General features: G+C 39.4%; 25 protein-coding genes. All 25 read right to left on the bottom strand.

Translation table 11 applies throughout. The annotated features are described in order from the left end of the window. Positions 1 to 169 precede the first annotated feature (169 nt). On the bottom strand, positions 170 to 1,180 hold the full coding sequence (locus IEV35_RS02665) for an ABC transporter ATP-binding protein (protein ID WP_188383150.1): 1,011 nt from the start codon (positions 1,178 to 1,180) through the stop codon (positions 170 to 172). Position 1,181: 1 nt separating this feature from the next. Beyond that, entirely contained in the window at positions 1,182 to 2,129 is a 948-nt protein-coding gene (locus tag IEV35_RS02660) for a C40 family peptidase (protein ID WP_188383149.1), read from the bottom strand. A gap of 27 nt (positions 2,130 to 2,156) precedes the next feature. Further along, on the bottom strand, positions 2,157 to 3,251 hold the full coding sequence (locus IEV35_RS02655) for a mandelate racemase/muconate lactonizing enzyme family protein (protein ID WP_188383148.1): 1,095 nt from the start codon (positions 3,249 to 3,251) through the stop codon (positions 2,157 to 2,159). Continuing rightward, positions 3,252 to 4,169, bottom strand: a complete 918-nt coding sequence (locus tag IEV35_RS02650; RefSeq protein WP_188383147.1) for a S66 peptidase family protein — start codon at positions 4,167 to 4,169, stop codon at positions 3,252 to 3,254. Between the two features lie 270 nt (positions 4,170 to 4,439). Beyond that, positions 4,440 to 6,107: a peptide ABC transporter substrate-binding protein gene (locus IEV35_RS02645; protein ID WP_188383146.1), complete on the bottom strand. Its 1,668-nt coding sequence runs from the start codon at positions 6,105 to 6,107 to the stop codon at positions 4,440 to 4,442. Between the two features lie 19 nt (positions 6,108 to 6,126). Then, positions 6,127 to 7,128, bottom strand: coding sequence for an ABC transporter ATP-binding protein (locus IEV35_RS02640; protein ID WP_188383145.1), 1,002 nt, complete (start codon positions 7,126 to 7,128; stop codon positions 6,127 to 6,129). 8 nt (positions 7,129 to 7,136) lie between these two features. Then, positions 7,137 to 8,090 carry an ABC transporter permease gene (locus IEV35_RS02635; protein ID WP_188383144.1) on the bottom strand — a complete coding sequence of 318 codons (954 nt, stop codon included), beginning with the start codon at positions 8,088 to 8,090 and terminating at the stop codon, positions 7,137 to 7,139. Between the two features lies 1 nt (position 8,091). Next, a complete protein-coding gene (locus IEV35_RS02630; RefSeq protein ID WP_188383143.1) occupies positions 8,092 to 9,024 on the bottom strand; it encodes an ABC transporter permease in 933 nt (310 codons plus the stop codon). A gap of 90 nt (positions 9,025 to 9,114) precedes the next feature. Then, complete coding sequence (locus IEV35_RS02625) at positions 9,115 to 9,936, bottom strand: serine hydrolase (RefSeq protein ID WP_188383142.1); 822 nt, start codon at positions 9,934 to 9,936, stop codon at positions 9,115 to 9,117. A gap of 15 nt (positions 9,937 to 9,951) precedes the next feature. Further along, entirely contained in the window at positions 9,952 to 10,776 is an 825-nt protein-coding gene (dppA, locus tag IEV35_RS02620) for a D-aminopeptidase DppA (RefSeq protein WP_188383141.1), read from the bottom strand. 317 nt (positions 10,777 to 11,093) lie between these two features. Beyond that, a complete protein-coding gene (gene murA / locus IEV35_RS02615; RefSeq protein WP_188383140.1) occupies positions 11,094 to 12,404 on the bottom strand; it encodes a UDP-N-acetylglucosamine 1-carboxyvinyltransferase in 1,311 nt (436 codons plus the stop codon). 34 nt (positions 12,405 to 12,438) lie between these two features. Next, a complete protein-coding gene (locus IEV35_RS02610; RefSeq protein ID WP_188383139.1) occupies positions 12,439 to 13,149 on the bottom strand; it encodes a YwmB family TATA-box binding protein in 711 nt (236 codons plus the stop codon). Between the two features lie 98 nt (positions 13,150 to 13,247). Then, on the bottom strand, positions 13,248 to 13,478 hold the full coding sequence (locus IEV35_RS02605) for a DUF1146 family protein (protein WP_188383138.1): 231 nt from the start codon (positions 13,476 to 13,478) through the stop codon (positions 13,248 to 13,250). Between the two features lie 1,258 nt (positions 13,479 to 14,736). Continuing rightward, positions 14,737 to 15,138, bottom strand: coding sequence for a F0F1 ATP synthase subunit epsilon (locus tag IEV35_RS02600; protein ID WP_188383137.1), 402 nt, complete (start codon positions 15,136 to 15,138; stop codon positions 14,737 to 14,739). A 48-nt stretch (positions 15,139 to 15,186) separates the two neighbouring features. Next, positions 15,187 to 16,581, bottom strand: coding sequence for a F0F1 ATP synthase subunit beta (gene atpD, locus IEV35_RS02595; protein ID WP_188383136.1), 1,395 nt, complete (start codon positions 16,579 to 16,581; stop codon positions 15,187 to 15,189). 32 nt (positions 16,582 to 16,613) lie between these two features. Beyond that, positions 16,614 to 17,471 (bottom strand): ATP synthase F1 subunit gamma, encoded by an 858-nt coding sequence (gene atpG / locus IEV35_RS02590; RefSeq protein ID WP_188383135.1) that lies wholly within the window; start codon positions 17,469 to 17,471, stop codon positions 16,614 to 16,616. 299 nt (positions 17,472 to 17,770) lie between these two features. After that, the gene (gene atpA / locus IEV35_RS02585; RefSeq protein WP_188383134.1) at positions 17,771 to 19,282 is read right to left on the bottom strand and encodes a F0F1 ATP synthase subunit alpha; all 1,512 of its coding nucleotides are present in this window, start codon (positions 19,280 to 19,282) and stop codon (positions 17,771 to 17,773) included. Positions 19,283 to 19,300: 18 nt separating this feature from the next. Beyond that, positions 19,301 to 19,846, bottom strand: a complete 546-nt coding sequence (locus IEV35_RS02580) for a F0F1 ATP synthase subunit delta (RefSeq protein ID WP_188383133.1) — start codon at positions 19,844 to 19,846, stop codon at positions 19,301 to 19,303. After that, the gene (gene atpF, locus IEV35_RS02575; protein ID WP_188383254.1) at positions 19,843 to 20,307 is read right to left on the bottom strand and encodes a F0F1 ATP synthase subunit B; all 465 of its coding nucleotides are present in this window, start codon (positions 20,305 to 20,307) and stop codon (positions 19,843 to 19,845) included. The genes IEV35_RS02580 and atpF overlap by 4 nt, the downstream gene beginning before the upstream one ends. 168 nt (positions 20,308 to 20,475) lie before the next feature. Next, complete coding sequence (atpE, locus tag IEV35_RS02570) at positions 20,476 to 20,682, bottom strand: F0F1 ATP synthase subunit C (RefSeq protein ID WP_188383132.1); 207 nt, start codon at positions 20,680 to 20,682, stop codon at positions 20,476 to 20,478. 85 nt (positions 20,683 to 20,767) lie between these two features. Next, positions 20,768 to 21,490: a F0F1 ATP synthase subunit A gene (gene atpB, locus IEV35_RS02565; protein WP_188383131.1), complete on the bottom strand. Its 723-nt coding sequence runs from the start codon at positions 21,488 to 21,490 to the stop codon at positions 20,768 to 20,770. A 17-nt stretch (positions 21,491 to 21,507) separates the two neighbouring features. Then, positions 21,508 to 21,882, bottom strand: a complete 375-nt coding sequence (locus IEV35_RS02560) for an ATP synthase subunit I (RefSeq protein WP_188383130.1) — start codon at positions 21,880 to 21,882, stop codon at positions 21,508 to 21,510. A 3-nt stretch (positions 21,883 to 21,885) separates the two neighbouring features. Beyond that, on the bottom strand, positions 21,886 to 22,104 hold the full coding sequence (locus IEV35_RS02555) for an AtpZ/AtpI family protein (RefSeq protein ID WP_188383129.1): 219 nt from the start codon (positions 22,102 to 22,104) through the stop codon (positions 21,886 to 21,888). 420 nt (positions 22,105 to 22,524) lie between these two features. Next, positions 22,525 to 24,720, bottom strand: a complete 2,196-nt coding sequence (locus IEV35_RS02550; protein ID WP_308419756.1) for a S8 family serine peptidase — start codon at positions 24,718 to 24,720, stop codon at positions 22,525 to 22,527. 118 nt (positions 24,721 to 24,838) lie between these two features. After that, complete coding sequence (gene upp / locus IEV35_RS02545; RefSeq protein ID WP_188383128.1) at positions 24,839 to 25,468, bottom strand: uracil phosphoribosyltransferase; 630 nt, start codon at positions 25,466 to 25,468, stop codon at positions 24,839 to 24,841. Between the last annotated feature and the right edge of the window lie 836 nt (positions 25,469 to 26,304).

Raw genomic sequence — 26,304 nt, 5'->3', positions numbered from 1 at the left:
ACCCTCCCTCTACAGATTTTTCATATCTAGCATTCCTACTATTAAACTTATACAGTTGGTAAAAATAATAGAACTAGAATTTTAAATCTATTGTTTTAAAAGGATGGGCAATGTCACCTTGAAAAATTAAAAAGGTTGCCCCACCATCGCGCGACAACCTTTTCATCTTCTACTTTATATTCACAACCATTTCTGGCTTTTTAGTTTTTTTCACATCTTCATTGTATAAATGACAGGCGACGAAGTGGTTCGTTTCTACTTCTTGCCAGGCTGGTTTTTCTTGACTACAAATATCCATCGCAAATGGGCAGCGGGTACGGAATACGCAGCCACTTGGTGGGTTAATTGGGCTTGGTAATTCCCCTTCTAAAATAATTCGCTCCCTTGATTCCTCGATATCTGGGTCGGGAATCGGGATAGCCGATAATAATGCTTGTGTATATGGATGGAGTGGATTCTCGTATAAACTCTCACTTACGGTTAACTCCATCATATTGCCAAGATACATCACGCCAATTCGGTCGGATATTTGTTTAACCATCGACAAATCATGGGCGATGAATAAGAAGGTCAATCCTTTTTCCTCTTGTAATTCCTTTAATAGATTGACAACCTGTGCTTGTACCGATACGTCAAGAGCAGAAATTGGCTCATCCGCAATAATAAAATCCGGATCTAATGCTAGTGCTCGAGCAATGCCGATTCGCTGGCGTTGACCACCACTAAACTCGTGGGGATAACGGTTGGCGTGATCACGGTTTAATCCAACTTCTTCTAATAATTGGTAGACACGTTCATTTTGTTCTTTTTTCGATTTATAAAGGTGATGAACTTCCATTGGCTCCGAAATTACTTCGCGAACCGTAGAACGAGGGTTTAAAGATGCATAAGGATCCTGAAAAATCATTTGCATTTTTTGACGTAGCTTAAACATTTCTTTTTCCGAAAGGTCATGTACGTTTTGCCCATCGAAAATAACATCTCCAGCGGTTTTTTGATAGAGACTAATAATAGTCCGACCGATTGTTGACTTTCCACATCCAGATTCACCAACTAATCCAAATGTTTCCCCTTTATTAATATGGAATGTCACATCATTTACGGCCTTGAGAACGCGGTCTTTTCCTAAATTAAAATGCTTTTTCAAGTTTTTTACTTCTAATATTCTCTCTTCTCCCATTCTATTCAACCCCCGATTCCCAGTATCTTCTCGCAATACAAAGCTCTTTCTCGTAAATTGTATCTTTTAAACTCGTAATTTCAATGCCTTTACCTGTCATTGGGGAATGGAGCATCTTGTCATCACCATAGTAAAATCCGACATGATGAATTCTTCCTTTTCCTTCCTCATAGGCAAAAAAGAGTAAATCTCCCGGCAGTAATTCATCATAAGCAACTTCTTTACCATATGCTGCTTGATCGGATGCATCCCGACTGATTAAATAACCATTTGCTTTATGCATTTGATAAGCAAAGCCGGAGCAGTCATACCCAAATGCACTCATTCCGCCCCATAAATAATCGAGACCAACATATTGTTCTCCTGCTTGAATAATACTGTTTCCGTCCCCTTTTGGGCCACCTTCTTTTGTCGGGAAAATGGTCACACATTCTTTCTGTAAAAAGCCGGTACCAGTCGGTGTAATGACCTCCACTCGTACATCATCTTCCTCGACAACAGGTAAACAAGTCATGTAACTTAGTTTCATCACTTTCTCACCTGTAGCATTTTCCAACCAGGCATGTTTCGTATGAATGGCTGCTGTATGTTCCTGAAACCATTCCTCTTTCGTCACTTGTTGTAATTGCTGCAAAGGTATCCAACCAGGGTAACCGAACTCATTCTTTTTAGATGGTTGGGATGGTATCGTTACTTTTGCCCAGTCCCCTTTTGTTTCGGTAATAACGACCGTTTCCCCGTATAACACTTGGGTTTGTACCCGATTATCATCACATAGATTTACTTTCTCGTCATAAGTTAATGTACTTAACCAAGACTCCACATCCGTTGGGCTTTGTACTGCAAATGTATCTATTTCTCGGTTTGATTCTGGGTTTGTCCAAACGGTTGCTACTTGAACGGAAGCAACATGAAATATCTCTGGTAAACGTAAGTTATGTGCAAACATTCTCCCACTCCCTCTCCTGGTGAAATGTTATGAAACGATATATTCGTCGTTCAACTGTGTAATCCCTAAACCGGGTGCATCATTACAGTAAATCGTACTTTTGGAATACGTAATCCCGCCTTTGATTAAATCTCCAGCAAGCATAAGTGGTGCATCAAAATCAAAATAATGTACATTTGGCTGACTTGCCGCAAAATGGGCAGCAGCTGTTATACCAATCTTTGATTCAATCATACTACCAACCATACATTTCACATCATAGGCACTTGCTAGTTTGGCAATCTTCAGCGCCTCATGAATTCCGCCTGCTTTCATTAATTTAATATTAATTAAATCAGCAGCACCCATTTCTAACACCTGTCGTGCATCTTTAGCGGAAAAAACACTTTCATCGGCCATAATTGGAATTTCAGTATGGGTTGTTACATATTTAAGACCTGCTAAGTCATCCGCTTTTACTGGTTGCTCGATAAATTCAATATTTAATCCGGAATCTTCCATTTGATGAATCGCTCTTACTGCTTCTTTTGGATTCCAACCTTGATTAGCATCGAGGCGAATAGTGACTTCTGGACCAACGCTTTCCCGAATTGCTTGAATACGTTCGATATCTTTCTCAATTTGATCTTTTCCTACTTTTACTTTTAACACATGGAATCCATCCGCAACATATGCTGCTGCATCATCAGCCATTTCCCCTGGCTCATTAACCGATACGGTATAATCCGTTTCGATTTGCTTGTGATATCCCCCGAGAAAATGGGTTAGACTTAGCCCGCTTGCTTGTGCTATGCAATCATAAATTGCCATATCCATTGCTGCTTTGGCACTTGGATTTCCTACGATGACACGTTGCAAGTTTTCAAAAATTTGTTCCCGTTCCAAAATGGACAAACCTAGTAAACACGGGCTTAGAACATGATTGATCGTATAGGAAATACTAGCTAACGTATCTCCGGTAATCACATGGGTCGGAGGTGCTTCCCCGTATCCAACCACTCCATTCTCACATGTCACCTTGACGACTATCGTTTCGGCTACTGTTACTGTTCGTAATGCTGTTTTGAATGCTTTCTTTAATGGGATAGCTGCTTTATATGTTTCTATCTGTTTGATTTTCATTTACTGAACCCCCGGGTTAATTACTAATGATTTTTTCTCTGTCGATAGTGTTGCTTCCACACCAAACGGCACAGCAAAATGTGGAAAACAATGTCCTATCTTAAATCCAGCCATTACTGGGCAAGATAACCCGCCTAAATAATGCGTAAATATTTCTTCTAAAGATAAAGACGGTTCATGTTTTGGCTTGGCATCCGCAAAATCTCCTATTATAATTCCAGCCGCTTGCTCTAGTTTTCCTGCTAGTTTTAATTGATTTAACATCGAATCTATACGGTAAGGCTGTTCGTGAATATCTTCTAAAAGGAGAAGTTTTCCTTTCGTATGTATTTCAAAATCGGTTCCTAGTGTACTAACAAGTAAAGCAAGGTTCCCGCCAACTAGTTCACCAGTAGCTTTTCCTTCTACTAACGTTTCCAGAGGAGAAATGTCCTCCGAGTAAGTGAGTGTTGTTGGTTCAAAAAGCTGTTGAAACGATGCGCTGGAAATGTCATCAAAGTCTGGGTCTGCTACGTCAGAGGCAACCATTGGCCCGTGGAAGGTAACGAGTCCTGCTTTTTGGCAGATTGCTGTATGCAAATAGGTAATGTCACTATATCCCCAGATTATTTTTGGATTCTTTTTTATTAAATCGAAATCGATATTGGATGCGATTCGGCCGGTTCCATAGCCACCACGTGCGAAAATAATGGCTTTTACGGTGTCGTCTTGGATCATGTCGTGGAAATCTGCTAATCGTTCTGCATCGGTTCCGGCTAAATATCCATGGACGTTTTCAATATGTTTTCCCAATTTTACTCGGAGGCCGAGGTTTTCTAAAAAGGGAATGGCTTGATAGAGGCGTTTCATATCAGGAGGACTAGCAGGGGCAATAACACCAACTGTGTCGCCTTTTTGTAGGGATTGTGGTTGTAACATGTGAATACCTTCCTTCTGTTAAAATAATGTGATGAGAAGGAAAAGGTTGTAGAGCCCTTTCTAAAGTAGGAGTATGATTATCGGGAGTGCATATAACCCGCTCCGGGAATATACTTCGCTTTCCGTGGGCGGCTGGTGAGCCTATCCTCCCACAGGAGTCTTCGTATATTCCCGGAGCTAATGAAGCTAATCATTCACCTTGATTATTAGAAAAGTCCTCCAAACCTCATCCTTCATAATGTAGGTTCATCTTAACTACAATATTACTAACTACTTCTTATCCGCATATTTCAAGTCGAAGTATCCTACTGGGTGGCGGAGGATTCCTTCTACACCGTCTGCTTCTAGTACTACTGTGTTGTAGTAGCGGATTGGCATTGCGATCATTTCTTCAGCTAGCAATCTTTCAGCTTCATACAGATACTCCCAACGCTTTTGTTCGTCTGTTTCTGACTTTCCTTTGGCAATTAGTTCATCATACTCTGCGTTAGAGAAACCAGTACGGTTCATGTAAGAATCTGTAATAAAGCTTTCTAAGAAGTTAACTGGGTCACTATAGTCGTTGATGAAAGAACTACGAGAAAATTGTAATTCTAACGCTTTTTGCGCTTCAGAGAATACGTTCCACTCTTGGTTTACTAGTTCTACTTCAACACCTAAGTTCTCCTTGAACATACTTTGTAGTGCTTCTGCAACCGCTTTGTTTGTATCACTCGTATTATAAGATAGTGTAATTGGAGGTAATTCATCATAGCCTTCCTCCGCCATACCTTCTTCTAATAATTGTTTCGCTTTATCAACATCCATTGTTACTAAGTCACCATTTGCATCACGGAAGTCTTTGCCGTCTGGGCTTGTATATCCAGGGTTAATGAATCCGAATGCTGGTTCTACCCCATTTTTCACAACATATTTCGCGATATCTTCCCGATTAACTGCATAGGCGAATGCTTGACGGATTTTCTTATTTTGGAATGGTTCCATCGTCGTATTAAAGCGATAGAACTCTAGTCCACCATATGGTCCGATAAACACGTTATCGCCATCAATTAATTGATCGGATAGTTCAGGTGGGATACTTGCCGTGTCTAAATCTCCACTTTCAAACATTTGATATTGTGTATTGGAATCATTGATCATCGCGAAGTGAACTTTATCAAGTTTTACTGTAGCTGCATCCCAATAATGTTCGTTCTTCACAAATACCATTTCTTCTTCATGTTTCCAAGAGTCTAGCTTAAACGGACCATTTCCTACAAATGTTTCCGCTTCGGTATGCCAGTTCGGATCTGCTTCCGCAACTTTTTGATTGATTGGGAAGAATGCTGGATTTGTTAACACATCGAGGAAAAATCCAGTCGGTTGTGCTAACACAACTTCTAGCGTCTTTTCATCTTTTGCAGTAACTTTTACATCATCAACAGAACCATCCCCACTGTTGTACGCCTCAGCACCTTCAATAAAGTATGCTAAGAATGCTGCTGGAGAAGCTGTTGCTGGGTCAAGCATGTATTTCCAAGCATATTCAAAGTCCCCTGCAACGACTGAATCGCCATTAGACCATTTAGCATCCTCACGAAGGTGGAACGTATACGTTAATCCATCCTCTGAAATATCCCAGTTTTCTGCTACCCCAGGGCCTGCACGGTGGTCCTTGTCTAAACGAGTAAGACCTTCCATCAAGTTGTTTAATGGATCCCAAGAAACCGCATCAAACCCAATCGATGGGTCAAATGATTTTGGTTCGGTACCATTGTTTAAGTATAGAACTTTACCATCAGAAGAGTCGGTAGAATCGTCATTACCGGCATTATTATTATCTGGCTGTTCTACATTATTATTGTTCTCCGGATCCTTACCTGCATCTTCACCTGCAGTACATGCCGCTAAAACAAACACAGTTAATACTGCCATCAGTAAAAAAAGAAGCCTTTTCATCCTTATTCCCCCTTATAATTTAATTGGTGACCATTGTGGCCAATAATTGTTTTGCCCGCTCGTCTTGCAACCAGCAATCCACACGATGTGAATCACTCACTGCCGTCGATTCCGGGTAAACTTTATTACACACCTCCATCGCAAATGGACATCTTGCAGTAAATGGACATCCTTGAGGAGGTGAGAATAAATCTGGTGGTGTACCGTCGATCGGCTGTAATTTTCCTTTCGTATCTAATCGAGGTACAGAGTTTAATAATCCTTTTGTGTACGGGTGCTGAGGCTTATAAAAAATCTCACGCTTATTGCCAGTTTCAATAATTTTACCAGCATACATCACCGCAATTCGGTCGGCAATTTTGGCAACTACCCCTAAATCATGGGTAATTAAAATAATCGAAACTCCCGTCACTTCTTGGATTTTTTCAAATAACTCTAGAATCTGTGCTTGAATTGTTACATCTAGAGCTGTCGTTGGTTCATCGGCAATTAATAATTCTGGTTCACAAATTAAGGCAATCGCAATGACGATACGTTGACGCATCCCACCACTAAATTGATGTGGATATTGCTTCATTCGTTCTTCTGGATTTGGAATTCCGACAAGCTCCATCATTTCAATCGCACGGATTCTTGCATCTTTATCGGAGATTTTCTTATGTTGTTTTAATCCTTCAATAAGCTGCGTGCCAATCGTTAACGTCGGATTTAGTGCAGTCATCGGGTCTTGGAATATCATGGAAATGTCCACCCCACGAATGGAGCGCATCTTCCTTTCCGAAACCCTCGTTAAGTCTTGGCCTTTAAAGACAATCTTGCCAGCGGTAATTTTTCCTGGTGGGCTAGGAATCAAACGCATAATGGCACTGGACGTTACACTCTTGCCACAACCAGATTCGCCTACAATCGCGAGTGTCTCCCCTTTATATAAATGGAAATCTACGCCTCTTACTGCCTGTACGGTACCTCCATATGTTTTGAAGGTTACGTGTAAGTCTTTTACTTCTAGTATTTTTTCCATTTGTCCACCTACTTCCTTAATTTCGGATCCAGGGCATCCTGTAATCCATCTCCTAACACGTTAAAAGCAAACATCGTAAAGGAAATGAAAAACGCAGGGAAAAATAGTGTCCACCAGTTTCCTGATAAAATTGCCCCTAATGAATCATTGGCCATCACACCCCAGCTCGCATTTGGAGATGAAATTCCAAGCCCGATAAAACTAAGGAATGCTTCTGCGAATATTGCTGAAGGTACGGTTAACGTCATTTGTACGATAATTGGTCCCATTGAGTTTGGCAGTAAGTTTTTCCTAATAATACGTGGCGTTTTCGTGCCAAATGATTTTGATGCGAGGACAAATTCATAGTTTTTAATTTGCATGACCTGTCCTCGCACAATCCTGGCCATTCCCACCCAGCCAGTAACGGTAAGGGCGACAATGATCGTAAATAAACTCGGTTTAAATACAACTAACAAAAGAATAACTACGAGTAAATATGGTAGACCATATAAGATTTCAATAATACGCATCATAAAATTGTCCGTTCGTCCGCCTTTATAGCCGGAGATTCCTCCCCAAATGATTCCAATCGTTACATCAATTAAAGCTGCCATAAAGCCGACGAATAAAGAGATCCTCGCTCCATACCAAGTTCGCGTAAATACATCACGCCCAAGCCCATCCGTTCCAAACCAATGTTCTGCTGATGGGGGTTGGTATTGTTCGGATAACACGCCGGTATCTACTTCGTATGGTGAGAAGACTGGTGCAAAAACAGCAAATAAGATTAATAGAATTAAGAATACGAGACCTGACATCGCTAGGATATTTTTTCTTAATCTTCGCCATGCATCCTGCCAATAAGAAAGGGAAGGTCTTGCTACCAATTCTTGTTCGACTGTGTTTTTCCCGCGCCAAGTAAACCAATCATCTGGTACGTTCTTACTTGTTATATGTTGGGGATTTTTTTGTGGTTTCATCTTACTCCCCTTCCTTCTTCATGACTTTGATTCGTGGATCTAATAGGCCATATGCAATATCAACTAAGAAAAGCATAATAATTAAAAAGGCACTATAAAATACGGTCGTCCCCATAATGACTGGATAATCACGATGGTTAATACTTTCTACAAAGTATTTACCCATTCCTGGTATCGCAAAGATTTGTTCAATAACAAAGGATCCAGTCATAATCCCAGCAAGTAATGTTCCCATTACGGTAATAACCGGCATGAGTGCATTTCTAAGGGCATGTTTCACTATTATTTTCCAAGGAGACAACCCTTTTGCTCTAGCCATCTTGATGTAGTCTTGGGTTAATACTTCTAACATAGTCGACCGTGTTAACCTAGCTATAATCGCCATTGGTCCAGTTGCTAACGCTAATACTGGAAGGACCATATGCATTGGGCTTTTCCATGTCGCAACCGGGAACCATTCTAAGTTAACCGCCAATTGTTGAATTAATAATGTAGCTAATATAAAGTTCGGTACGGAAATACCAAGGACAGCAATTCCCATGGATAAATAATCAATTACCCCATTATGACGAAGTGCAGCAAGTACACCTAGTGTCACCCCAGAGATTAAGGCAACAATTACTGTAACTATCCCTAACTCCGCTGAAATTGGGAATCCTCGGCCAATCATATCGTTTACGGTTTGATTCGGTTGACTAATCGATGGGCCAAATTCTAATGTGACAATTGATTTTAAATAAAGTAGATACTGTACTGGGATTGGTTTATCGAGGTTATAATGTTTCTCTAAGTTGGCCTGAACAATCTCGTTAGAGTTTCCTTCACTGTTAAAAGGAGATCCAGGAACCGAAACCATCAGTACAAATGTTAAGGTAATTATGATCCATAATGTAATGGCCATGATTAATAGCTTTTTCAAAATGTATTTGAGCATTGTTCCCAACTCCTGTATTCATTTGCGCCCCCTTTTAGCGCATTTGGTGGAATAGTATCTTATATACAAACTATGAATTTGTTTTCTTTTTTATGAAATGTATCCATGTCCTCGTTTTAAATAGTGATAGATTTCTTGGCCGACTTTCCCTATTAAACCTGGAGAAGCTATATTATCTAATCCTTTCGTTAACACAGAAGCAACTAACTTCCTACTCCCAACATAGAATATCCCGACATCATGCCTGATACCGTCCACATTTCCTGTCTTATGTGCAAGTTCCCAATTGGGCAAGGCTCCAATAATCGTTTCGTTTATCTCTGGGATCCTAGCTGGTAATCCATCCCTAATTTGTTGTTTTTTTAATATTGCTATCATCTCTTCACATGCATAGGCAGAAATGATCTTTCCAGTCGCTAATTTTCTGAGCATCGTTGTCATCTCATAAGCAGTAATTTCATTTAGGCCTTCTCTTTCCACTTCAATGGTCATCATTTTGTGGTAAAACTTACTTTTCTCTAGCCCAATCTCTTTCATCGTGTGCTGAATGGTTGGAACTCCTAATAAATCAATTAACATATTCGTTGCAGTATTATCACTTTGAATAATCATTAAGGTAACTAAATCGTATACAGTTAACTTTATACCTGGTGTAAGATGCTGGAGAACGCCACTACCACCTACGATAGCTTCTCTTCGTAGTTTCATAGATTCGCTAAGATTGAGTTCTCCTCGGTTATGAGCGGCATAGACAGCAATCATTATAGGAATTTTAATAATGCTAGCGGAGTAGAATGATTCATTTTCATGAACTGACCACGTTTCTCCAGTATCTAAGTCATATAAAGAAATTCCCCATTTTCCCCCGGCTTCTTCCGTTATTTGTCGAATCGTTTGTTCCAGTGTTTTCATCCAAGTTCTCCTTCATTAGGCATATTTCGTGTTATACGCTAATTCAACCATGACAAGCAATGCTCGGTACGCCTCTAAAATATCTTTCGCTTGATATTCAACGATTGTCGTACCAGGAAGTATTCTCGTTCCAGGCATCATACTTGCCCACTCTGCTGCACCATAATTAACGAACTCTACTTGAATTAATGGATTGTCTGGAGGAGTTAATGGTTTTACGTTAACTTTGTTTGCTAAAGCTTGTTTCACTTTTTCTTGTAAAAGTTCTCCCGCTTTTTTCGGTGTTAAACTCTTCGTTGCCGACCGAGAAATAGCTTCCTTTACAACCGCAGTCGTAATATTTGGGATGAGTGCTTCTGCTTCTTTTGCAGTCTCATCATCACCAGAAACAAGTAAAACAGGCACACCATGGAATCCCGCAACCATCGCGTTCATCCCAATTTCCCCAACTTGCATGTCATTCACATAAAAATTTCGGACCATATGTATCATCGAATGGGACATCACCCCAGGCATTCCCGCTCGTGTGTGGTAGCCAATAAACATTGCTCCATCATAACTAGGATCTAAGCCATGCACCATCGAATACGTTTTAACATCACCAGTAATAAGCTGGGCATCTGGGTGCAATCGATCGATTAAAATATTATTCATTTTCATATGACTATCATTTACTAGCACTTCTTCACATTCCGATTCAAATGCCGCATCAACGACATAGTTTGTTTCGTCGGTCATGATTTTACGAGCGCGCTCATAATTATGCAGCGAAGCACTGACATAGGTGTAATCCGGTAAGCCAGTTATACCTTCCATATCAACGGATAAATATAATTTCATACTCATTCCCCTTTGATGTGAGTTTTTATTAAATTATATGATTGGATATATTTTTACATGAGTTAGCGTTTGAGTGATTTTTCTGGGTGTAGTAATTCCATAGGGATAGGTTTGTGGAAATTGAATTGATTCGTCTTGTAGTAAGTTTATGTCAATTTATAGATTATATTGTAAACGCTTTAGTTTGTAATTGCAAGATAATTTTTAATATTTCACGTTATTAAAATATGAGGGATTTGATATTTCTAGCACAAATGAAAAAAGTGAAGCACTATAAAAGTGCTTCACTCTAGCATTCTATTAACTTTACAATCTTCTTAAGATAATTCTGCAACGTAATTGATTTCAAACGGTTTAACGACATCTCCATTTCCATCAACTCGTTCAATATCTGCTCCAAGGCTTGCTAATTTCCCTGCAAAGTTAACATAACCACGATCTAAATGTTTTAGTTCGGTTACTCTAGTTAATCCATTTGCACGAAGGCCAGCAAGAATTAATGCAGCTGCTGCACGTAAGTCTGTTGCTGCAACTTCTGCACCTTGAAGTTCTGAAGGACCGTCAATAATGACACTGCGACCTTCAATCTTCATTTTCGCATTCATACGACGGAATTCTTCTACGTGCATGAAGCGATTTTCAAATACTGTTTCTGTAATCATACTCGTACCATGTGCACATAGCATTAATGCCATCATTTGTGATTGCATATCAGTTGGGAATCCTGGATGTGGTAATGTTTTAATATCAGTCGATTTTAGTGCATCTGGACCAATAACACGTAGACCATTACCTTCTTCCATTATAGTAACGCCCATTTCTCTTAACTTAGCAATTAGTGGTCGTAAATGCTCACTAACCGCATTTTCGATTAAAATATTACCACCAGTAATTGCAGCAGCAATCATAAACGTTCCTGCCTCAATTCGATCAGGAATGATGGAATGTTCCGTACCGTATAAAGTTTCGACCCCATTAATACGAATTGTTTCAGTACCTGCGCCAATAACAGAAGCACCCATTTTATTCAGGAAGTTAGCTAAGTCAACAATCTCAGGTTCTTTCGCAGCATTTTCGATTGTTGTTACACCGTCTGCAAGCGTTGCTGCCATCATAATATTCTCTGTTGCTCCTACACTTGGAACATCAAGATATATCTTTGCACCTTTCAATCTACCATTTACGCGCGCTTCAACGAAACCATTACCTACATGCACTTCTGCACCCATCGCTTCAAAGCCTTTTAAATGTAGATCAATTGGGCGTGAGCCAATAGCACAACCTCCAGGCATTGCTACATTTGCATGACCAAAACGCGCCAGTAAAGGACCCAAAACAAGAACGGAGGCACGCATTTTTCGAACATACTCAAATGGTGCTTCCGTTTTTAAATCATTTGAAGCATCAACAATTACTTTATTATTATTAAATTCTACTTCTGCATCCATATTTCTTAATACTTCATTAATCGTATAAACATCAGCTAGAACTGGCACATCATTAATAACGCTTCTGCCTTCACTAGCAAGAATACTCGCAGCAATTACAGGGAGCACAGCATTCTTTGCACCCTCAACGTGAACATTACCATTCAATTGCTGTCCGCCTCTTACGATGATTTTATCCATATTTCAAATCTCCTTCAGATCCATTTTCCTTATATTAATATTCATTTATTAGGATAGGTGTTCCAATCAGATATTGGACATCACCAGTGCTAAGTGTTTTCGTAACTATTTGTACATTCACTAGCGTATCCTGAATGGTAATTTTACTCCCAATTAACGGAGTATAGCCATACATTATTTCATTTATTTTTGTCGAATTTAAACTGTCTTTTTGTGTTGTTATTTGTCGTAATTCAAGTTTTTTAATAAAAAAATCTATTTTTTTATCAAATTCAATTATAGCACTAGCTTGTGTAGACATACAAGCAAATATTTTCACATTCTCCGTAAAATAAGTGTTAAGTATTTGGGAAACATTATTTAAATAAGCAGACTCTATTTTCTTGTCCCAATTACTACCACTTATTGTTACTACCAACTCAGAACTGTAAGCATTATTTTTTGGATGGACTACTTTATAATTTACGGATATGGTTCCCTTTTTGTGAGTGTCTAAAACTGAATAAATAATACTATTTTCGTTTTCCTTTTTTAGGAAAGTTTGTTCATGTTGTATTTCCTGAATGATCTTTTGCATTTTTTCATTGGTAATATGCTCTTTTAAGGTGACTTCCCATGTATCTACTTCCAAGCCATTATCCGTTATTGCATCGGCAATTGTAATTAAATCATTTTGTTCACTTTTAGCTATAACAATATGAGAAATAAAAATCATGATAAGAAATATTGCTAATACTTTTTTCATAAAAATATCCCCCTCGTTCATCTTATCTACAGTATGAACAAGAGAGAATCTTCTAATACATTAAATTAATAGTTTAATAGTTTTGTTTACCTTCTTTATTAGAGAAGGTAAGAAAGATCTTGTGACCATCTTAGGAACTCTAAGAAGAATCGACTTACACCAGTTCCTATCACGATAGTAACTAACAGTAATAAAATCCTTGCCTCTGTAGCCCGACCTTTTCTAATTAATGGTTCAAAATTAATTGTCTGCATTAATCTCCACGTGATGTATATGAAAATAATGTGGGAAATAATACTCATTAATGCTACTTGGCCTATCGATAACATAAAAAACCACCTTTATTTCATTTCTCTCTTAGAGATTGCCATGTATAACTAGTAAAGTCAACTATATTGGTATATTTAAAGAGCTTCGACAAAATTGGAATTCAAAACAATATTTCTGCATTTCCTGGGAAATATCGACATGTATGGAGAAGTATGTTTAATTATTGCTTGGAAAATAATTTACAAAAGAGAGTATTCGACAGAAAATAGATACTTTTACAGAAATAGTAGAAAGTACTAATGTATTGTGGGAAATTGATGGAGTTGTTATTGGTGTGGGGGGAGGGAATGTGGGTGATTGGGGTGGGGTTTATTGCGGGGGATGGAATGTGTGATGATTAAGCTGTATTGTAGCGGGCGTTTATTGTGATGAGAGTTAGTAAAGGTTAAGATTTTTGATCTTATGATGAATTATTAATGTATAATGAGTGGTTGGTTATTGTATTGTGGTTTTGAATGTATTCATCAGAGAAATGAGTGACTGTTAACAACTGATTTTTTTCCTATCGGCACTCAATCGACTGATGAGTGACCATTACTTAAAGAATTCCCGTCCTAACGTCACTCATTCGCCATATGAGTGACCGTTACCTAAAGAATCTCTTTCCTAAAGTCACTCATTCGCCTCATGAGTGACCGTTACACATAGAATCTCCTTCCTTTCGTCACTCATTCACCTGATGAGTGACCATTACACATAGAATTCCCGTCCTAACGTCACTCATTCGCTTTATGAGTGACCATTACTTAAAGAATCCCCTCCCTAACGTCACTCATTCGCCTTATGAGTGACCGTTACCTAAAGAATCTCTTTCCTAAAGTCACTCATTCGCCTCATGAGTGACCGTTACACATAGAATCTCCTTCCTTTCGTCACTCATTCACCTGATGAGTGACCGTTACCTAAAGAATTTCCTTTCTATCGTCACTCATTCACCTCATGAGTGACTGTTGCCCTTAGAATTCACTTCCTAACGTCACTCATCCACCTCATGAGTGACCATCACACAAAGAATCCCTTCCCTAAAGTCACTCATCCACCTCATGAGTGACCATCACACAAAGAATCCCTTCCCTAACGTCACTCATCCACCTCATGAGTGACCATCACACAAAGAATTCCCTCCCTAACGTCACTCATCCACCTCATGAGTAACCGTTACCTAGAGAAACCTCATCCTAACGTCACTCATCTCCCACCATTCTCCTCAAAATAAAAATCCCCTATGCCAATGTCATAGAGGATTTATTACTTATATTATCTTGTTTGAGCGACATCCAAACGGTTTGTTGCTCGACGGAGTGCTAATTCTGCCCGTAGACGATCAATATGATCATCTTTTGATTGAAGACGGTCTTCTGCACGTTTTTTCGCTGCTTCAGCGCGATTAACGTCGATATCTTGAGGTTTTTCAGCAGATTGAGCAAGAATTGTTACTTTCTCTGGGCGAACCTCTAAGAAACCACCGTTGATGGCTAGCTTTTCTTCACCTGAATCACGCTTTAAGCGAACAGCTGAAATTGCAAGCGGAGCAACTAATGGAATATGCCCTGGTAAAATACCGAGTTCACCATTTTCTGCTTTTAAGCTAACCATTTCATACGTATCTTCTAATACCGGGCCATCAGGAGTAACAACACTCACAGTTAGTGTTTTCAATGTAACCCCTCCTAAAGACGTCAAGGGGAGGATTCCCCTGTTAGTCTATTATTCCATGCTTTTCGCTTTTTCAACTACTTCTTCAATGCGTCCAACTAGACGGAATGCATCTTCTGGTAGGTCATCGTATTTACCTTCTAAAATCTCTTTAAATCCTTTAACAGTTTCTTGAACTGGTACGTAAGATCCTGGTTGACCAGTAAATTGTTCTGCTACGTGGAAGTTTTGAGATAGGAAGAATTGGATACGACGTGCACGAGCTACCGTTAATTTATCTTCATCAGAAAGCTCATCCATACCTAGGATAGCGATGATGTCTTGTAATTCACGGTACTTTTGCAGTGTAGCCTGTACTTCACGTGCTACTTGATAGTGCTCTTCTCCAACAACTTCTGGGTCTAGGGCACGAGATGTTGATGCAAGTGGATCCACCGCTGGGTAGATACCTTGCTCAGATAGTTTACGATCAAGGTTTGTTGTTGCATCTAAGTGAGCGAATGTTGTAGCCGGAGCCGGGTCCGTATAGTCATCGGCTGGTACGTAAATCGCTTGGATAGATGTAACTGAACCTTTGCTAGTTGATGTAATACGTTCTTGCAATTGACCCATTTCCGTTGCAAGTGTTGGTTGGTAACCAACCGCAGATGGCATACGACCTAATAGTGCCGATACCTCTGAACCTGCTTGTGTAAAACGGAAAATGTTGTCGATGAATAATAGCACGTCTGCGCCTTTTTCATCACGGAAGTATTCCGCCATTGTAAGACCAGTTAGTGCTACACGCATACGCGCACCTGGTGGTTCGTTCATTTGTCCGAATACCATCGCTGTTTTTGCGATAACACCAGAGTCTTTCATTTCATAGTAAAGGTCGTTTCCTTCACGAGTACGCTCTCCAACACCAGCGAATACAGAGATACCACCGTGCTCTTGAGCGATGTTGTTAATTAATTCCTGGATTAATACAGTTTTACCAACACCGGCACCACCGAATAATCCGATTTTACCACCTTTAATATAAGGTGCTAGTAAGTCAACAACTTTAATTCCAGTTTCTAGAATCTCAGTTTCTGTTGATAGTTCTTCAAATTTAGGAGCTGGACGGTGAATTGGATCTAGACGAATTCCTTCTGGAAGATCTGGATCTAAGTCAATTTTTTCTCCTAATACGTTAAATACACGTCCTAAAGTGACGTCACCAACTGGTACAGAAATCGGTCTTCCAAGGTTTTCAACTTCCATGCCTCGTGTAAGACCATCTGTTGATGCCATCGCAATAGTACGGACAGAGTTATCACCTAGGTGAAGCGCAACTTCTAAAGTTAGTGATCCACCATCTTCTAGTTTGACAACTAATGCGTTATAAATTTCAGGAAGCTGGTCGTCATCGAATCGAACGTCAACGACTGGCCCCATTACTTGAGTAACGTGTCCTTTGCTCATGAGATTTCCCTCCTAACTTACTTTCCTAAAGACTATTCTAGTGCGCTAGCTCCACCAATAATCTCAGTAATTTCCTGTGTGATTGCTGCTTGGCGTGCACGGTTAAAGGACAAGGTTAAGCCGTCGATTAAATCAGACGCGTTATCACTTGCACTACGCATAGCCGTCATACGTGCAGCATGTTCACTTGCTTTTGCATCCAGTAATGCACCATAGATTAGACTTTCAGCATACTGTGGTAACAGTACTTCTAAAATCTGTTCTTCACTAGGCTCATATTCGTACTGGCTGCTTGTTCCTGTTGTTGTATCCACTGCTTCGATTGGCAGTAGTTGATTAGTTGTAACAACTTGTGAGATTGCACTGACATAATGGTTATAAATAATCACTAGTTTATCAATCTCTTCATCTGTAAACATTTGTACCGTTTCAGACGCTAGGTCTTTCACGTTTGCAAATGATGGTTGATCTGGTAGTCCAGTAATACTTCTTGCTACTGGAAGCCCTCGCTTTTTACAGAAATCAACTGCCATTCTTCCGATTGCAATAACTGTATATTCATCTGTTGATGTATGGTTTTCTTGAATCGTATTGTTCAATTTTCGTAGGATGTTGGCATTATATGCACCTGCTAATCCACTATCAGCAGTAATGGCGATATAGCCAACTTTTTTCACCTCGCGTGATTGTAGCATTGGGTGAGTTGCGTCGGTATGTTTTGCGATACTTGCAACTACCTCTTGCATTTTTTCACTGTATGGAACGAATGATTTGGCATTCTGTTCAGCTTTGTTCATTTTGGATGCTGAAACCATTTCCATTGCTTTGGTGATTTTTTTCATCTTAGAAGTTGAATCAATACGTTTTTTAATATCTCTAAGTGATGCCAAGCTTTTTCACCACCCTTTCCTAGCTGAGTTCAAGGGAGAAGTTTGGGATAAAAGTTCATTGATGAGAGTATTGTTCAAACAATGCTAAAGTAAGTGCGTCTTACCCGCTCCGGGAATATGCTTCGCTTTCCGCGGGCGGCTGGTAAGCCTCCTCAGAGCTGTCGCTCTTGCGGGGTCTTACCGATGCCTTTCCTCCCGCTGGAGTCTCCGCATATTCCCGGAGCTAACAAAGCTATTGTTCGCTACAAAGTCATCCTTTTGTTTTATCCCAACTTCACTCTTCACTCTCAAGGTATTTATTAATTATCTGATGTTAAAAATGTCTTTTTGAATGATTCGATTGCGTTGTTCATATCTTCTGCTTCTGGAAGGTTTCCAGTGTCGCGGATTGTAGCTAGTAATTCTGGTTTATTAGAATCTAACCATACGTTGAATTCAGACTCGAAACGAGTGATGTCTTCAACTGGGATATCATCTAGGAATCCTTTAGTTAGTGCGTAGATGATTGCTACTTGATATTCAACTTTAAGTGGCTTATGTAAGCCTTGTTTTAGTACTTCAACTGTACGTGCACCACGGTTTAGTTTTGCTTGAGTTGCTTTATCAAGGTCAGAACCAAACTGAGCAAATGCTTCTAGTTCACGGAATGAAGCTAAGTCTAGACGTAATGTACCAGCAACTTTCTTCATCGCTTTAATTTGTGCAGATCCACCAACACGGGATACAGATAGACCAGGGTTAATCGCTGGACGTACTCCAGAGAAGAATAGGTCAGACTGTAAGAAAATTTGTCCGTCTGTGATAGAAATAACGTTTGTTGGAATATAAGCAGAGATGTCACCTGCTTGAGTTTCAACAAATGGTAATGCAGTTAGTGAACCAGCACCAAGTGCATCACTTAGTTTTGCAGCACGCTCTAGTAAACGTGAGTGCAAGTAGAATACATCCCCTGGGAATGCTTCACGACCTGGAGGACGACGAAGTAATAGGGAAAGTTCACGATATGCTGATGCTTGTTTAGATAAGTCATCATATACAACAAGTACATGTTTACCGTTATACATGAACTCTTCACCCATTGTTACACCTGAATATGGAGCAAGGTATAATAATGGAGCTGGGTCAGATGCACCAGCAGATACAACGATTGTATAATCTAATGCGCCGTAACGACGGAAAGTTTCAACTGTTGAACGAACAGTAGATTCTTTTTGACCGATAGCAACATAGATACAAATCATGTCTTGGTCTTTTTGGTTTAAGATTGTGTCAACTGCTACAGTTGTTTTACCAGTTTGACGGTCTCCAATGATAAGCTCACGTTGTCCACGTCCGATTGGTACTAGTGCGTCAATCGCCTTAATACCTGTTTGAAGTGGTTCATGAACAGATTTACGATCCATTACACCTGGTGCTGCTGCTTCAATTGGACGAGTTTTGCTTGTCTCAATTGGTTTACCACCATCAATTGCTTGCCCTAATGGGTTTACAACACGACCAATTAGTTCCTCACCAACTGGTACTTGCATAATACGACCTGTACGGCGAACTTCATCGCCTTCTTTAATACCTGTGTAAGGACCAAGAATAACGATACCAACGTTAGATTCTTCTAAGTTTTGAGCAAGTCCCATTACACCGTTAGAGAATTCAACAAGCTCTCCAGCCATGACATTGTCTAGACCGTGAGCACGTGCGATACCGTCCCCAATTTCAATAACTGTTCCGACATCACTTACTTCAATATCTGAATCGAAATTTTCGATTTGCTGTTTAATCAACTTACTAATTTCTTCAGCTTTGATGCTCATACCATTTCACCCCTATCATCAAATGTTCGCAAGTTTAATATTTTGCTCAATACGACGTAATTTTCCACTAATTGTTCCATCAAAGATTGTGTTACCCATGCGGATTTTTACACCACCAACGATAGTCGTGTCAATTACGTTATCAAGTTTAACTACTGATTTATTCAGACGTTTAGCAAAAGAAGCTTCTAGTTCTGCTTTTTCAGCATCGGATAACTTACGAACAGAATATACGACTCCTTGTGCTACACCACTAGCTTCGTTTACAAGTGCTTCAAACGCATCTACTAGTTCAGATACTAGTCCAATTCGGTGTCTTACAGCGAGAATTTTTAACGTATTTAATACGTCTTTCGAAACTCCTGTAAAAACCTCATTTAGAAATGCTTGTTTTTTCTCATTTGTAACACGTGGGTGTGCTAGGAATGCATGTAATTCCTTATTTTCTCCGAAAACTTGTTTCACAACACGTAACTCTTCTAAAGTATCATTAAGTGCTGCTTTTTGACCTGAGAGTTGGAAAAGAGCATCTGCATAACGTTTGGCAACTATTGCTTCACTCATCGCTCTTCTCCTACCTCTTTAATGTATTCATTGATCAACTTCTCTTGATCTTGTGCACTTAGTTCTTTTTCAATTACTTTACTTGCAATAAGAACAGATAAGGACGCCACTTGATCTTGAAGTGCTTGAAGTGCTTTTTCTTTTTCGTTTTGAATTTCTGCTTGTGCTGCTTTTTTGATGCGATCTGCTTCTTGACGAGCAGATTCTATAATATCTTGCTCTTGTTTAATACCAGCAGTTTTTGCATCTTCGATAATTTTTTGTGCTTCCATTTTTGTTTGTTTTAACTGTTCAGCTGCTGCTTTTGCTGATTTTTCAGCTTCGATACGACTTTTTTCAGCTGCTTCAATCTCGTTAGCAACATATTCTTCACGTTTTTTCATCATGTTCATTACTGGACCCCATGCGAATTTACGCACTAGGAATAGTAGAATTGCGAAGAATAATAATTGGTATAACATGTCACCAACGTGGAATCCCCAAATTACGCCACCAGCGTAAATAGTTGCGAATGATTGCACTGAATTCACTCCTTTCAACCTGATTCAACATAACTAATCGCTACATGTAAAAACAACGGCGAAGTTTCATTGGACAATCTTCGCCATTTTTAGTTGAATATCTAATTACTACATTACTAGTAGGGCGATAACTACTGCGATGATAGGCATAGCCTCTACTAGACCTACCCCAATGAACATTGTAGTTTGAAGTGAACTTTTTAACTCAGGTTGACGAGCGATTCCTTCAACTGTTTTACTAACGATAAGACCGTTACCAATACCTGCACCAAGTGCTCCTAAACCTACTGCTAATGCTGCTGCTAATGCTGTCATAATATAAATCCTCCTTATAATATATAAATAATATTTTAATAATGTCCGGTTTTAATAATATATTAAAACTGGTTGATTCATGAGATTAGTGTTCTTCACTTACTTTATGTGAGATGTATACCATAGAAAGCATTGTGAAGATAAATGCTTGGATACCTCCGATAAATACAGAGAATCCTTGCCATGCTAAGAATGGAATTGCTCCACCTATTAATCCAAAGAATGAGCCTGATACTAATCCTACTAATAGAGCTAGTAGTACTTCTCCGGCATATAAGTTACCGAATAGACGTAAGCCTAGAGTAAGCGTATTCGCAAACTCTTCAATAATCTTAATTGGAAATAGAAATGGTAGTGGACGGAAATAGTCTTTTATATACTCTTTTCCACCTCGTAGTTTGATTCCATAGAAATGCGATAAAACAATTACCATTGCTGCTAGTGTTAATGTTAGAGCTGGATCTGCTGTTGGTGATTTCCACCAAACATTGTGATCATATATTCCATTTGTCATAACACCAAGCATATTTCCTACTAGAATATAAGAAAATAGAGTTAGTGCTAATGGTAGAAACAGTTTTCCTGTTTTCCAATCCATTGTGTCATTAACGATTCCTTTAACAAAGTCAAGGATCCATTCCATAACATTTTGAGCACCAGTTGGTTTCATTTGTAACTTCCTTGCACCAAGAACGGAAAGGATGAACACAATTAAGGATGTTACAGTGATCATCAATATGTTCGACAAGTTGAAATCTAGCCAAGATATTCCAAAAACGTCGTGTACTATCGGCGCTCCATGATCCATATTTATTCACCCCTCTTTCAAGCGCTGTCCTTATTTTTGTTTAGAAAAAAATCTATCATAATGACTACATAGGAAGTCATTAATCCAATGATGACTGCAATCATATGAAAATGCTCTTCATAGCGAAGTGCAATGATGACTGCTAAAGCAACTGCGGCAAATCGAGAGAACATCCCTAACCCCTTAGGTTTTTCACTTTTTACGACTGCTTCGGTGAATTCAATTGTCTTTTTTTGTAAAAGATAAAGATTATAAAAGCTAACAGCACTACCTAGTAACAGTCCGAGGAAAATACGGTGATAAGGAGTAAATCCTGCTCCAAGTACTAGAATTGCTAATAAGTAAAACATCCACTTTCGTTGACGGGCGTATTGATTTTCATTGTTGGTCATTCCTTATTCTTCTCCCGTTTCTGTGAATTTTTTTACGGTTGTTACCATTCCATAGATTCCCGCAGCTAGCCCTAACAATAGTCCAATAATTGTAAAGATTGGTTTTGTTGCTATTGTCTTATCAAGCCAACCGCCGATGAAAATCCCTAGAATTGCACCACCTGCTAAATTAGCAGAAACTGCACTTGCTAATACAATTGCTCGATACGGTTTCTCCCCCATCATAATCACTCCTTTTCAAGAAGCGTTTGGGGATAAAATTGTGGAGAGTTTTCTAACAACTCGATGTATGTATGTCCCTTTTCGGCACGTAATTTTCAGTTGTATGAAAACCTTATCATTTCGCTTTCCACACTAAGTCAGTTTACATTAGCCAACCTTTACTTGTCAATCGAATACCATTAAAATCGACATAAATTATACATTCCATTTTTTGTCTCCAAATCCTCAAGAATTTATAAGGTATTTGGAATGTTTCCCCTCTCATTATATCGAAAGTTATAGCTAAAATGGTGACAGTTTTGTGAACGATAGGGGGGTATTCTATTTTATTAAATTTTTATTGATTTTTGGCATAAGAATGATGCATGTTCGGAGGTGTCGCTAAATCTCCTACATGCATCATTCTCTTTCTACTTTTATCTATAGATCCGGGTAAATGTACAATTCCGTTTCATACGTTTCAAAGTCGCCATTTGCTAGTTGCATCGTTATGCTTGCTACATATCGTCCAGGTGCCCCTAAATCCTTCTTATCTATATACCCTTCATTCATTCCAATTGTTGGCTCATCTATTTTTAGAAGGGTCCGGTCATAGATTAAAGTTTGTGGATGATATAGTTCGACCTCTACTTGTTTTACTTCATCGGTTAAGTAAAGACGATAGACATATTCATCTTTAGAAAAAGCCTTTAATGAAAATTCAAATCCTTGAGCTTTTGGATAATCTGCCGTCTCATTAATAAATAGATAAGGTAAGTGATATGTATCGCCTTCCGATTGTAACTCCAACCAACCTTGATGAATACCTTCCTCTACCATGGAAGATGTAATATTTAACTCCACAGGAACTTCTACTTTTTCCCCTGCCTTTACCGTGAACGCCATCGGTAAATTCCAACTAAGTCCGCTTTCTTTCTTAGGGATGCGAAAAGCATATTCCTTATCTTGTTTCGTTGTATTTTCTATCGTTAGTTCCACAGTTTCTGTTTTCCGGTATTCATTGACTTTTCCAAAAGATAATGTTGGATTATAAATAATCGTTGGTGTTTCTATCGCTTTTTTCGGGTTAATATTCCCCATCCCTTGTACAACTGGTTCGACTGGATTTCCATTCTCATCATACATCCGTTCTGCAGTCGTTTTAATCGCTCCAAAAATTTGCTTATTCGTCCAGTCTGGATGGGCCTCTTTTATGAGCGCCATTACCCCCGCAACATGGGGAGCGGCCATACTTGTTCCTTGTAATGGAAGATACCCTCCCGGAACCGTGCTGACAATATTCGTTCCAGGAGCAAGTATATCTGGTTTAATTTCCCAATTTACGGCAACAGGTCCTCTTGAGCTAAATGAAGCAATACCACTTTTTGTTTCTACAAAAACCGTATCAATGTATGGATGCTCTTGCTCATTAATTAACCGCTCCAACCACTCTCCATCCTCTTTTGTAACGGATACGACAGGAATTTGAATCGGTTCCTCCCTGCCAGTAATCGACCCTTGAAAAGCTCCTTCTTCATTATTGTAAATAATTACCCCAATCGCACCTTTATCCTCTGCTTGCTTTGCCAAATCATAAAAGGGGACTTCCCCCCTTGGAATAAGTGCAATTTTCCCTTGTAAGTCTTCCGCTGTTTTTGGCAGAATTTCATAGTCTTTGGAAAAATCCCAAGGTACAGAACCGACCATTGGTGTGATGTCAATCTTTTTATCAGAAAATGGGTCATATAATATTGGAACTTTCTCAGCGTTAGCAAATGCTCCAACCGCCATTGCACTAGTTGCTGTTGCCGGTGCTCCAACCGTCCAATTATCTGGACCACTATTCCCATTGGCAATGACAACTGCAATTCCTAGTTCAGACGCTCGATTGACTGCAATACTTGTCGGATAATCTGGTCCATTTACAGAATTACCTAAGGAGAGGTTAATAATATCGACTCCATCTTTTACTGCTTGTTCCATAGCAGCAATTACTTGAATAGAAGTTCCTGACCCACCTGGCCCAAGTGCACGATATGCTCGAATCTCTGCATTAGGGGCAACTCCTTTTAAATTGCCGTTCGCTGCGATTATTCCTGCAACATGTGTACCATGGTTCGTTGGCATCCCCTCAGTCTCTAACGTTTCCATCGGATCGTCATCTAAATCTACTACATCATACCCACCAGAATAATTCGTTGTTAAGTCTGGGTGCTGGTGGTCAATGCCAGTATCTACTACTCCAACTGTAATTCCATCTCCTGTATATCTCGTATTATTAAGTGAATACGGAATGACTAATTGTGGGTTACCATCTATTGCTTCTTCTATCCTTTTATATGGAACAGTGTTTGTTGTTTGATAAGTACGGACAGTGTGGACTGCTTTAACAAAGTCTAATGTCCCCATTTTTTGAAGTGCATCTGGTGAACCTTGTAATGCTAAACCTGTAAATAATGTATCGTATGTAGCGATAATCTCAATAAACGGATGGTATGCCTCAATATATTCTTTATGTTCCGCTGGGTCGCCATCAACTTCAATAATAATCTTTTGTTTCTCTTCTTTTGCAAATCCCGTTGATGGTAGCATCATAAAAATAAATAGAAATGCACCAGTTAATAGTAAATAACGCACATTAAGTCAACTCCTCCCATATTATTCTTTGTAAAATATGGGATTATCATACATGAGGTGTTTTTCTTCATAAGAAAAAGAGACTTCCACAATTGAAAGTCTCTTTTGCTTATTTAACTTATTTCGTACCGAATAAACGATCTCCTGCATCTCCAAGTCCTGGTACTATATATGCATGTTCGTCTAATTTTTCATCTAATGCTGCTAAGTAAATATCAACATCTGGATGTGCTTCCCTAATAACTTCTACACCTTCTGGGGCAGCGATTAAGCACATTAATCGAATATGTTTCGCACCACGATTTTTTAATGACTGAATCGCATCATTTGCAGATCCACCCGTTGCAAGCATAGGGTCAATTACGATCAATTCACGCTCTTGAATGTCAGAAGGTAATTTAATATAATATTCAACTGGCTTTAATGTTTCCGGATCACGGTATAACCCAACATGGCCAACTTTCGCAGCAGGAATTAATTTTAACATTCCGTCCACCATACCAAGTCCTGCACGAAGAATTGGAACTAATCCAATTTTCTTCCCAGCTAACACTTTTGTTTTTGCCGTTGTTACTGGTGTTTCGATAGTTGTTTCTTCTAAAGGTAAATCACGAGTAATTTCAAAGGCCATTAACATAGCTACCTCGTCCACTAACTCACGAAATTCCTTCGTTCCCGTATTCTTGTTTCGAATAAATGATAATTTATGTTGGATCAACGGATGATCTAAAACATGTACATTTCCCATTTAACGACCACTCCTTATCAAAAAGTTACATCCTTCAAATTGTACAGAAAAATAAACAGTTATTCAAGGCTCGTTTCTAGTTGTTTTGAAATTTTTGTTGGAGCGGGGGTTATTTGTGGATGGTTGAGTGTCTGTTGGGGCTGGATGTCTGTTATTTTGGGGAATCATACTGGGATGAGTGACCGTTACTATGAATTTCATCTTCTTACGGTCACTCATTACGCCTATGAGTGACCGTTGCTCTGTAATTTCTACTCCTACGGGCACTCATCATGCCTATGAGTGACCGTTGCTCTTTAAATTCTCCTCCTTCGGGCNTATGAGTGACCGTTGCTCTTTAAATTCTCCTCCTTCGGGCTCTCATCACGACTATGAGTGACCGTTACTCTGTAATTTCTTCTCCTATGGGCACTCATCACGCCTATGAGTGACCGTTACTCTGTAATTTCTTCTCCTACGGGCACTCATCATGCCTATGAGTGACCGTTACACTATAATTCCTATTCCTACGGGCACTCATCACGACTATGAGTGACCGTTACTCTAAAATTTCTTCTCCTACGGGCACTCATCACGCTTATGAGTGACCGTTACACCTAGTTTTATCTTCCTACGGGCACTCATCACAACTATGAGTGACCGTTACAATATAATTCCTCTTCCTATGGGCACTCATCACGCCTATGAGTGACCGTTACTCTAAAATTTCTTCTCCTACGGGCACTCATCACAACTATGAGTGACCGTTACTCTGTAATTTCTACTCCTACGGGCACTCATCACACCTATGAGTGACCGTTAACCGAGTTTTTTCTTCCTACGGACACTCATCACGC

The organism is Ornithinibacillus halotolerans (assembly GCF_014637405.1).
Taxonomy (GTDB): Bacteria; Bacillota; Bacilli; order Bacillales; family Amphibacillaceae; genus Ornithinibacillus; species Ornithinibacillus halotolerans.
The sequence above is the reverse complement of the archived record's forward strand: the minus strand, read 5'-3'. Positions and strand labels throughout refer to the sequence as shown.

Excerpts from the sequence above, each read along its gene's own strand:
- IEV35_RS02630 (WP_188383143.1), bottom strand. The coding sequence starts at position 9,024 with ATGCTCAAATACATTTTGAAAAAGCTATTAATCATGGCCATTACATTA.
- IEV35_RS02555 (WP_188383129.1), bottom strand. The coding sequence starts at position 22,104 with ATGGGGGAGAAACCGTATCGAGCAATTGTATTAGCAAGTGCAGTTTCT.
- murA (WP_188383140.1), bottom strand. The coding sequence starts at position 12,404 with ATGGATAAAATCATCGTAAGAGGCGGACAGCAATTGAATGGTAATGTT.
- upp (WP_188383128.1), bottom strand. The coding sequence starts at position 25,468 with ATGGGAAATGTACATGTTTTAGATCATCCGTTGATCCAACATAAATTA.
- IEV35_RS02665 (WP_188383150.1), bottom strand. The coding sequence starts at position 1,180 with ATGGGAGAAGAGAGAATATTAGAAGTAAAAAACTTGAAAAAGCATTTT.
- IEV35_RS02610 (WP_188383139.1), bottom strand. The coding sequence starts at position 13,149 with ATGAAAAAAGTATTAGCAATATTTCTTATCATGATTTTTATTTCTCAT.
- atpA (WP_188383134.1), bottom strand. The coding sequence starts at position 19,282 with ATGAGCATCAAAGCTGAAGAAATTAGTAAGTTGATTAAACAGCAAATC.
- IEV35_RS02625 (WP_188383142.1), bottom strand. The coding sequence starts at position 9,936 with ATGAAAACACTGGAACAAACGATTCGACAAATAACGGAAGAAGCCGGG.
- atpB (WP_188383131.1), bottom strand. The coding sequence starts at position 21,490 with ATGGATCATGGAGCGCCGATAGTACACGACGTTTTTGGAATATCTTGG.
- IEV35_RS02560 (WP_188383130.1), bottom strand. The coding sequence starts at position 21,882 with ATGACCAACAATGAAAATCAATACGCCCGTCAACGAAAGTGGATGTTT.
- IEV35_RS02650 (WP_188383147.1), bottom strand. The coding sequence starts at position 4,169 with ATGTTACAACCACAATCCCTACAAAAAGGCGACACAGTTGGTGTTATT.
- IEV35_RS02580 (WP_188383133.1), bottom strand. The coding sequence starts at position 19,846 with ATGAGTGAAGCAATAGTTGCCAAACGTTATGCAGATGCTCTTTTCCAA.
- IEV35_RS02645 (WP_188383146.1), bottom strand. The coding sequence starts at position 6,107 with ATGAAAAGGCTTCTTTTTTTACTGATGGCAGTATTAACTGTGTTTGTT.
- IEV35_RS02640 (WP_188383145.1), bottom strand. The coding sequence starts at position 7,128 with ATGGAAAAAATACTAGAAGTAAAAGACTTACACGTAACCTTCAAAACA.
- atpD (WP_188383136.1), bottom strand. The coding sequence starts at position 16,581 with ATGAGCAAAGGACACGTTACTCAAGTAATGGGGCCAGTCGTTGACGTT.
- IEV35_RS02660 (WP_188383149.1), bottom strand. The coding sequence starts at position 2,129 with ATGTTTGCACATAACTTACGTTTACCAGAGATATTTCATGTTGCTTCC.
- IEV35_RS02605 (WP_188383138.1), bottom strand. The coding sequence starts at position 13,478 with ATGTTATCGATAGGCCAAGTAGCATTAATGAGTATTATTTCCCACATT.
- atpF (WP_188383254.1), bottom strand. The coding sequence starts at position 20,307 with ATGTTATACCAATTATTATTCTTCGCAATTCTACTATTCCTAGTGCGT.
- IEV35_RS02635 (WP_188383144.1), bottom strand. The coding sequence starts at position 8,090 with ATGAAACCACAAAAAAATCCCCAACATATAACAAGTAAGAACGTACCA.
- atpE (WP_188383132.1), bottom strand. The coding sequence starts at position 20,682 with ATGACAGCATTAGCAGCAGCATTAGCAGTAGGTTTAGGAGCACTTGGT.
- IEV35_RS02655 (WP_188383148.1), bottom strand. The coding sequence starts at position 3,251 with ATGAAAATCAAACAGATAGAAACATATAAAGCAGCTATCCCATTAAAG.
- dppA (WP_188383141.1), bottom strand. The coding sequence starts at position 10,776 with ATGAAATTATATTTATCCGTTGATATGGAAGGTATAACTGGCTTACCG.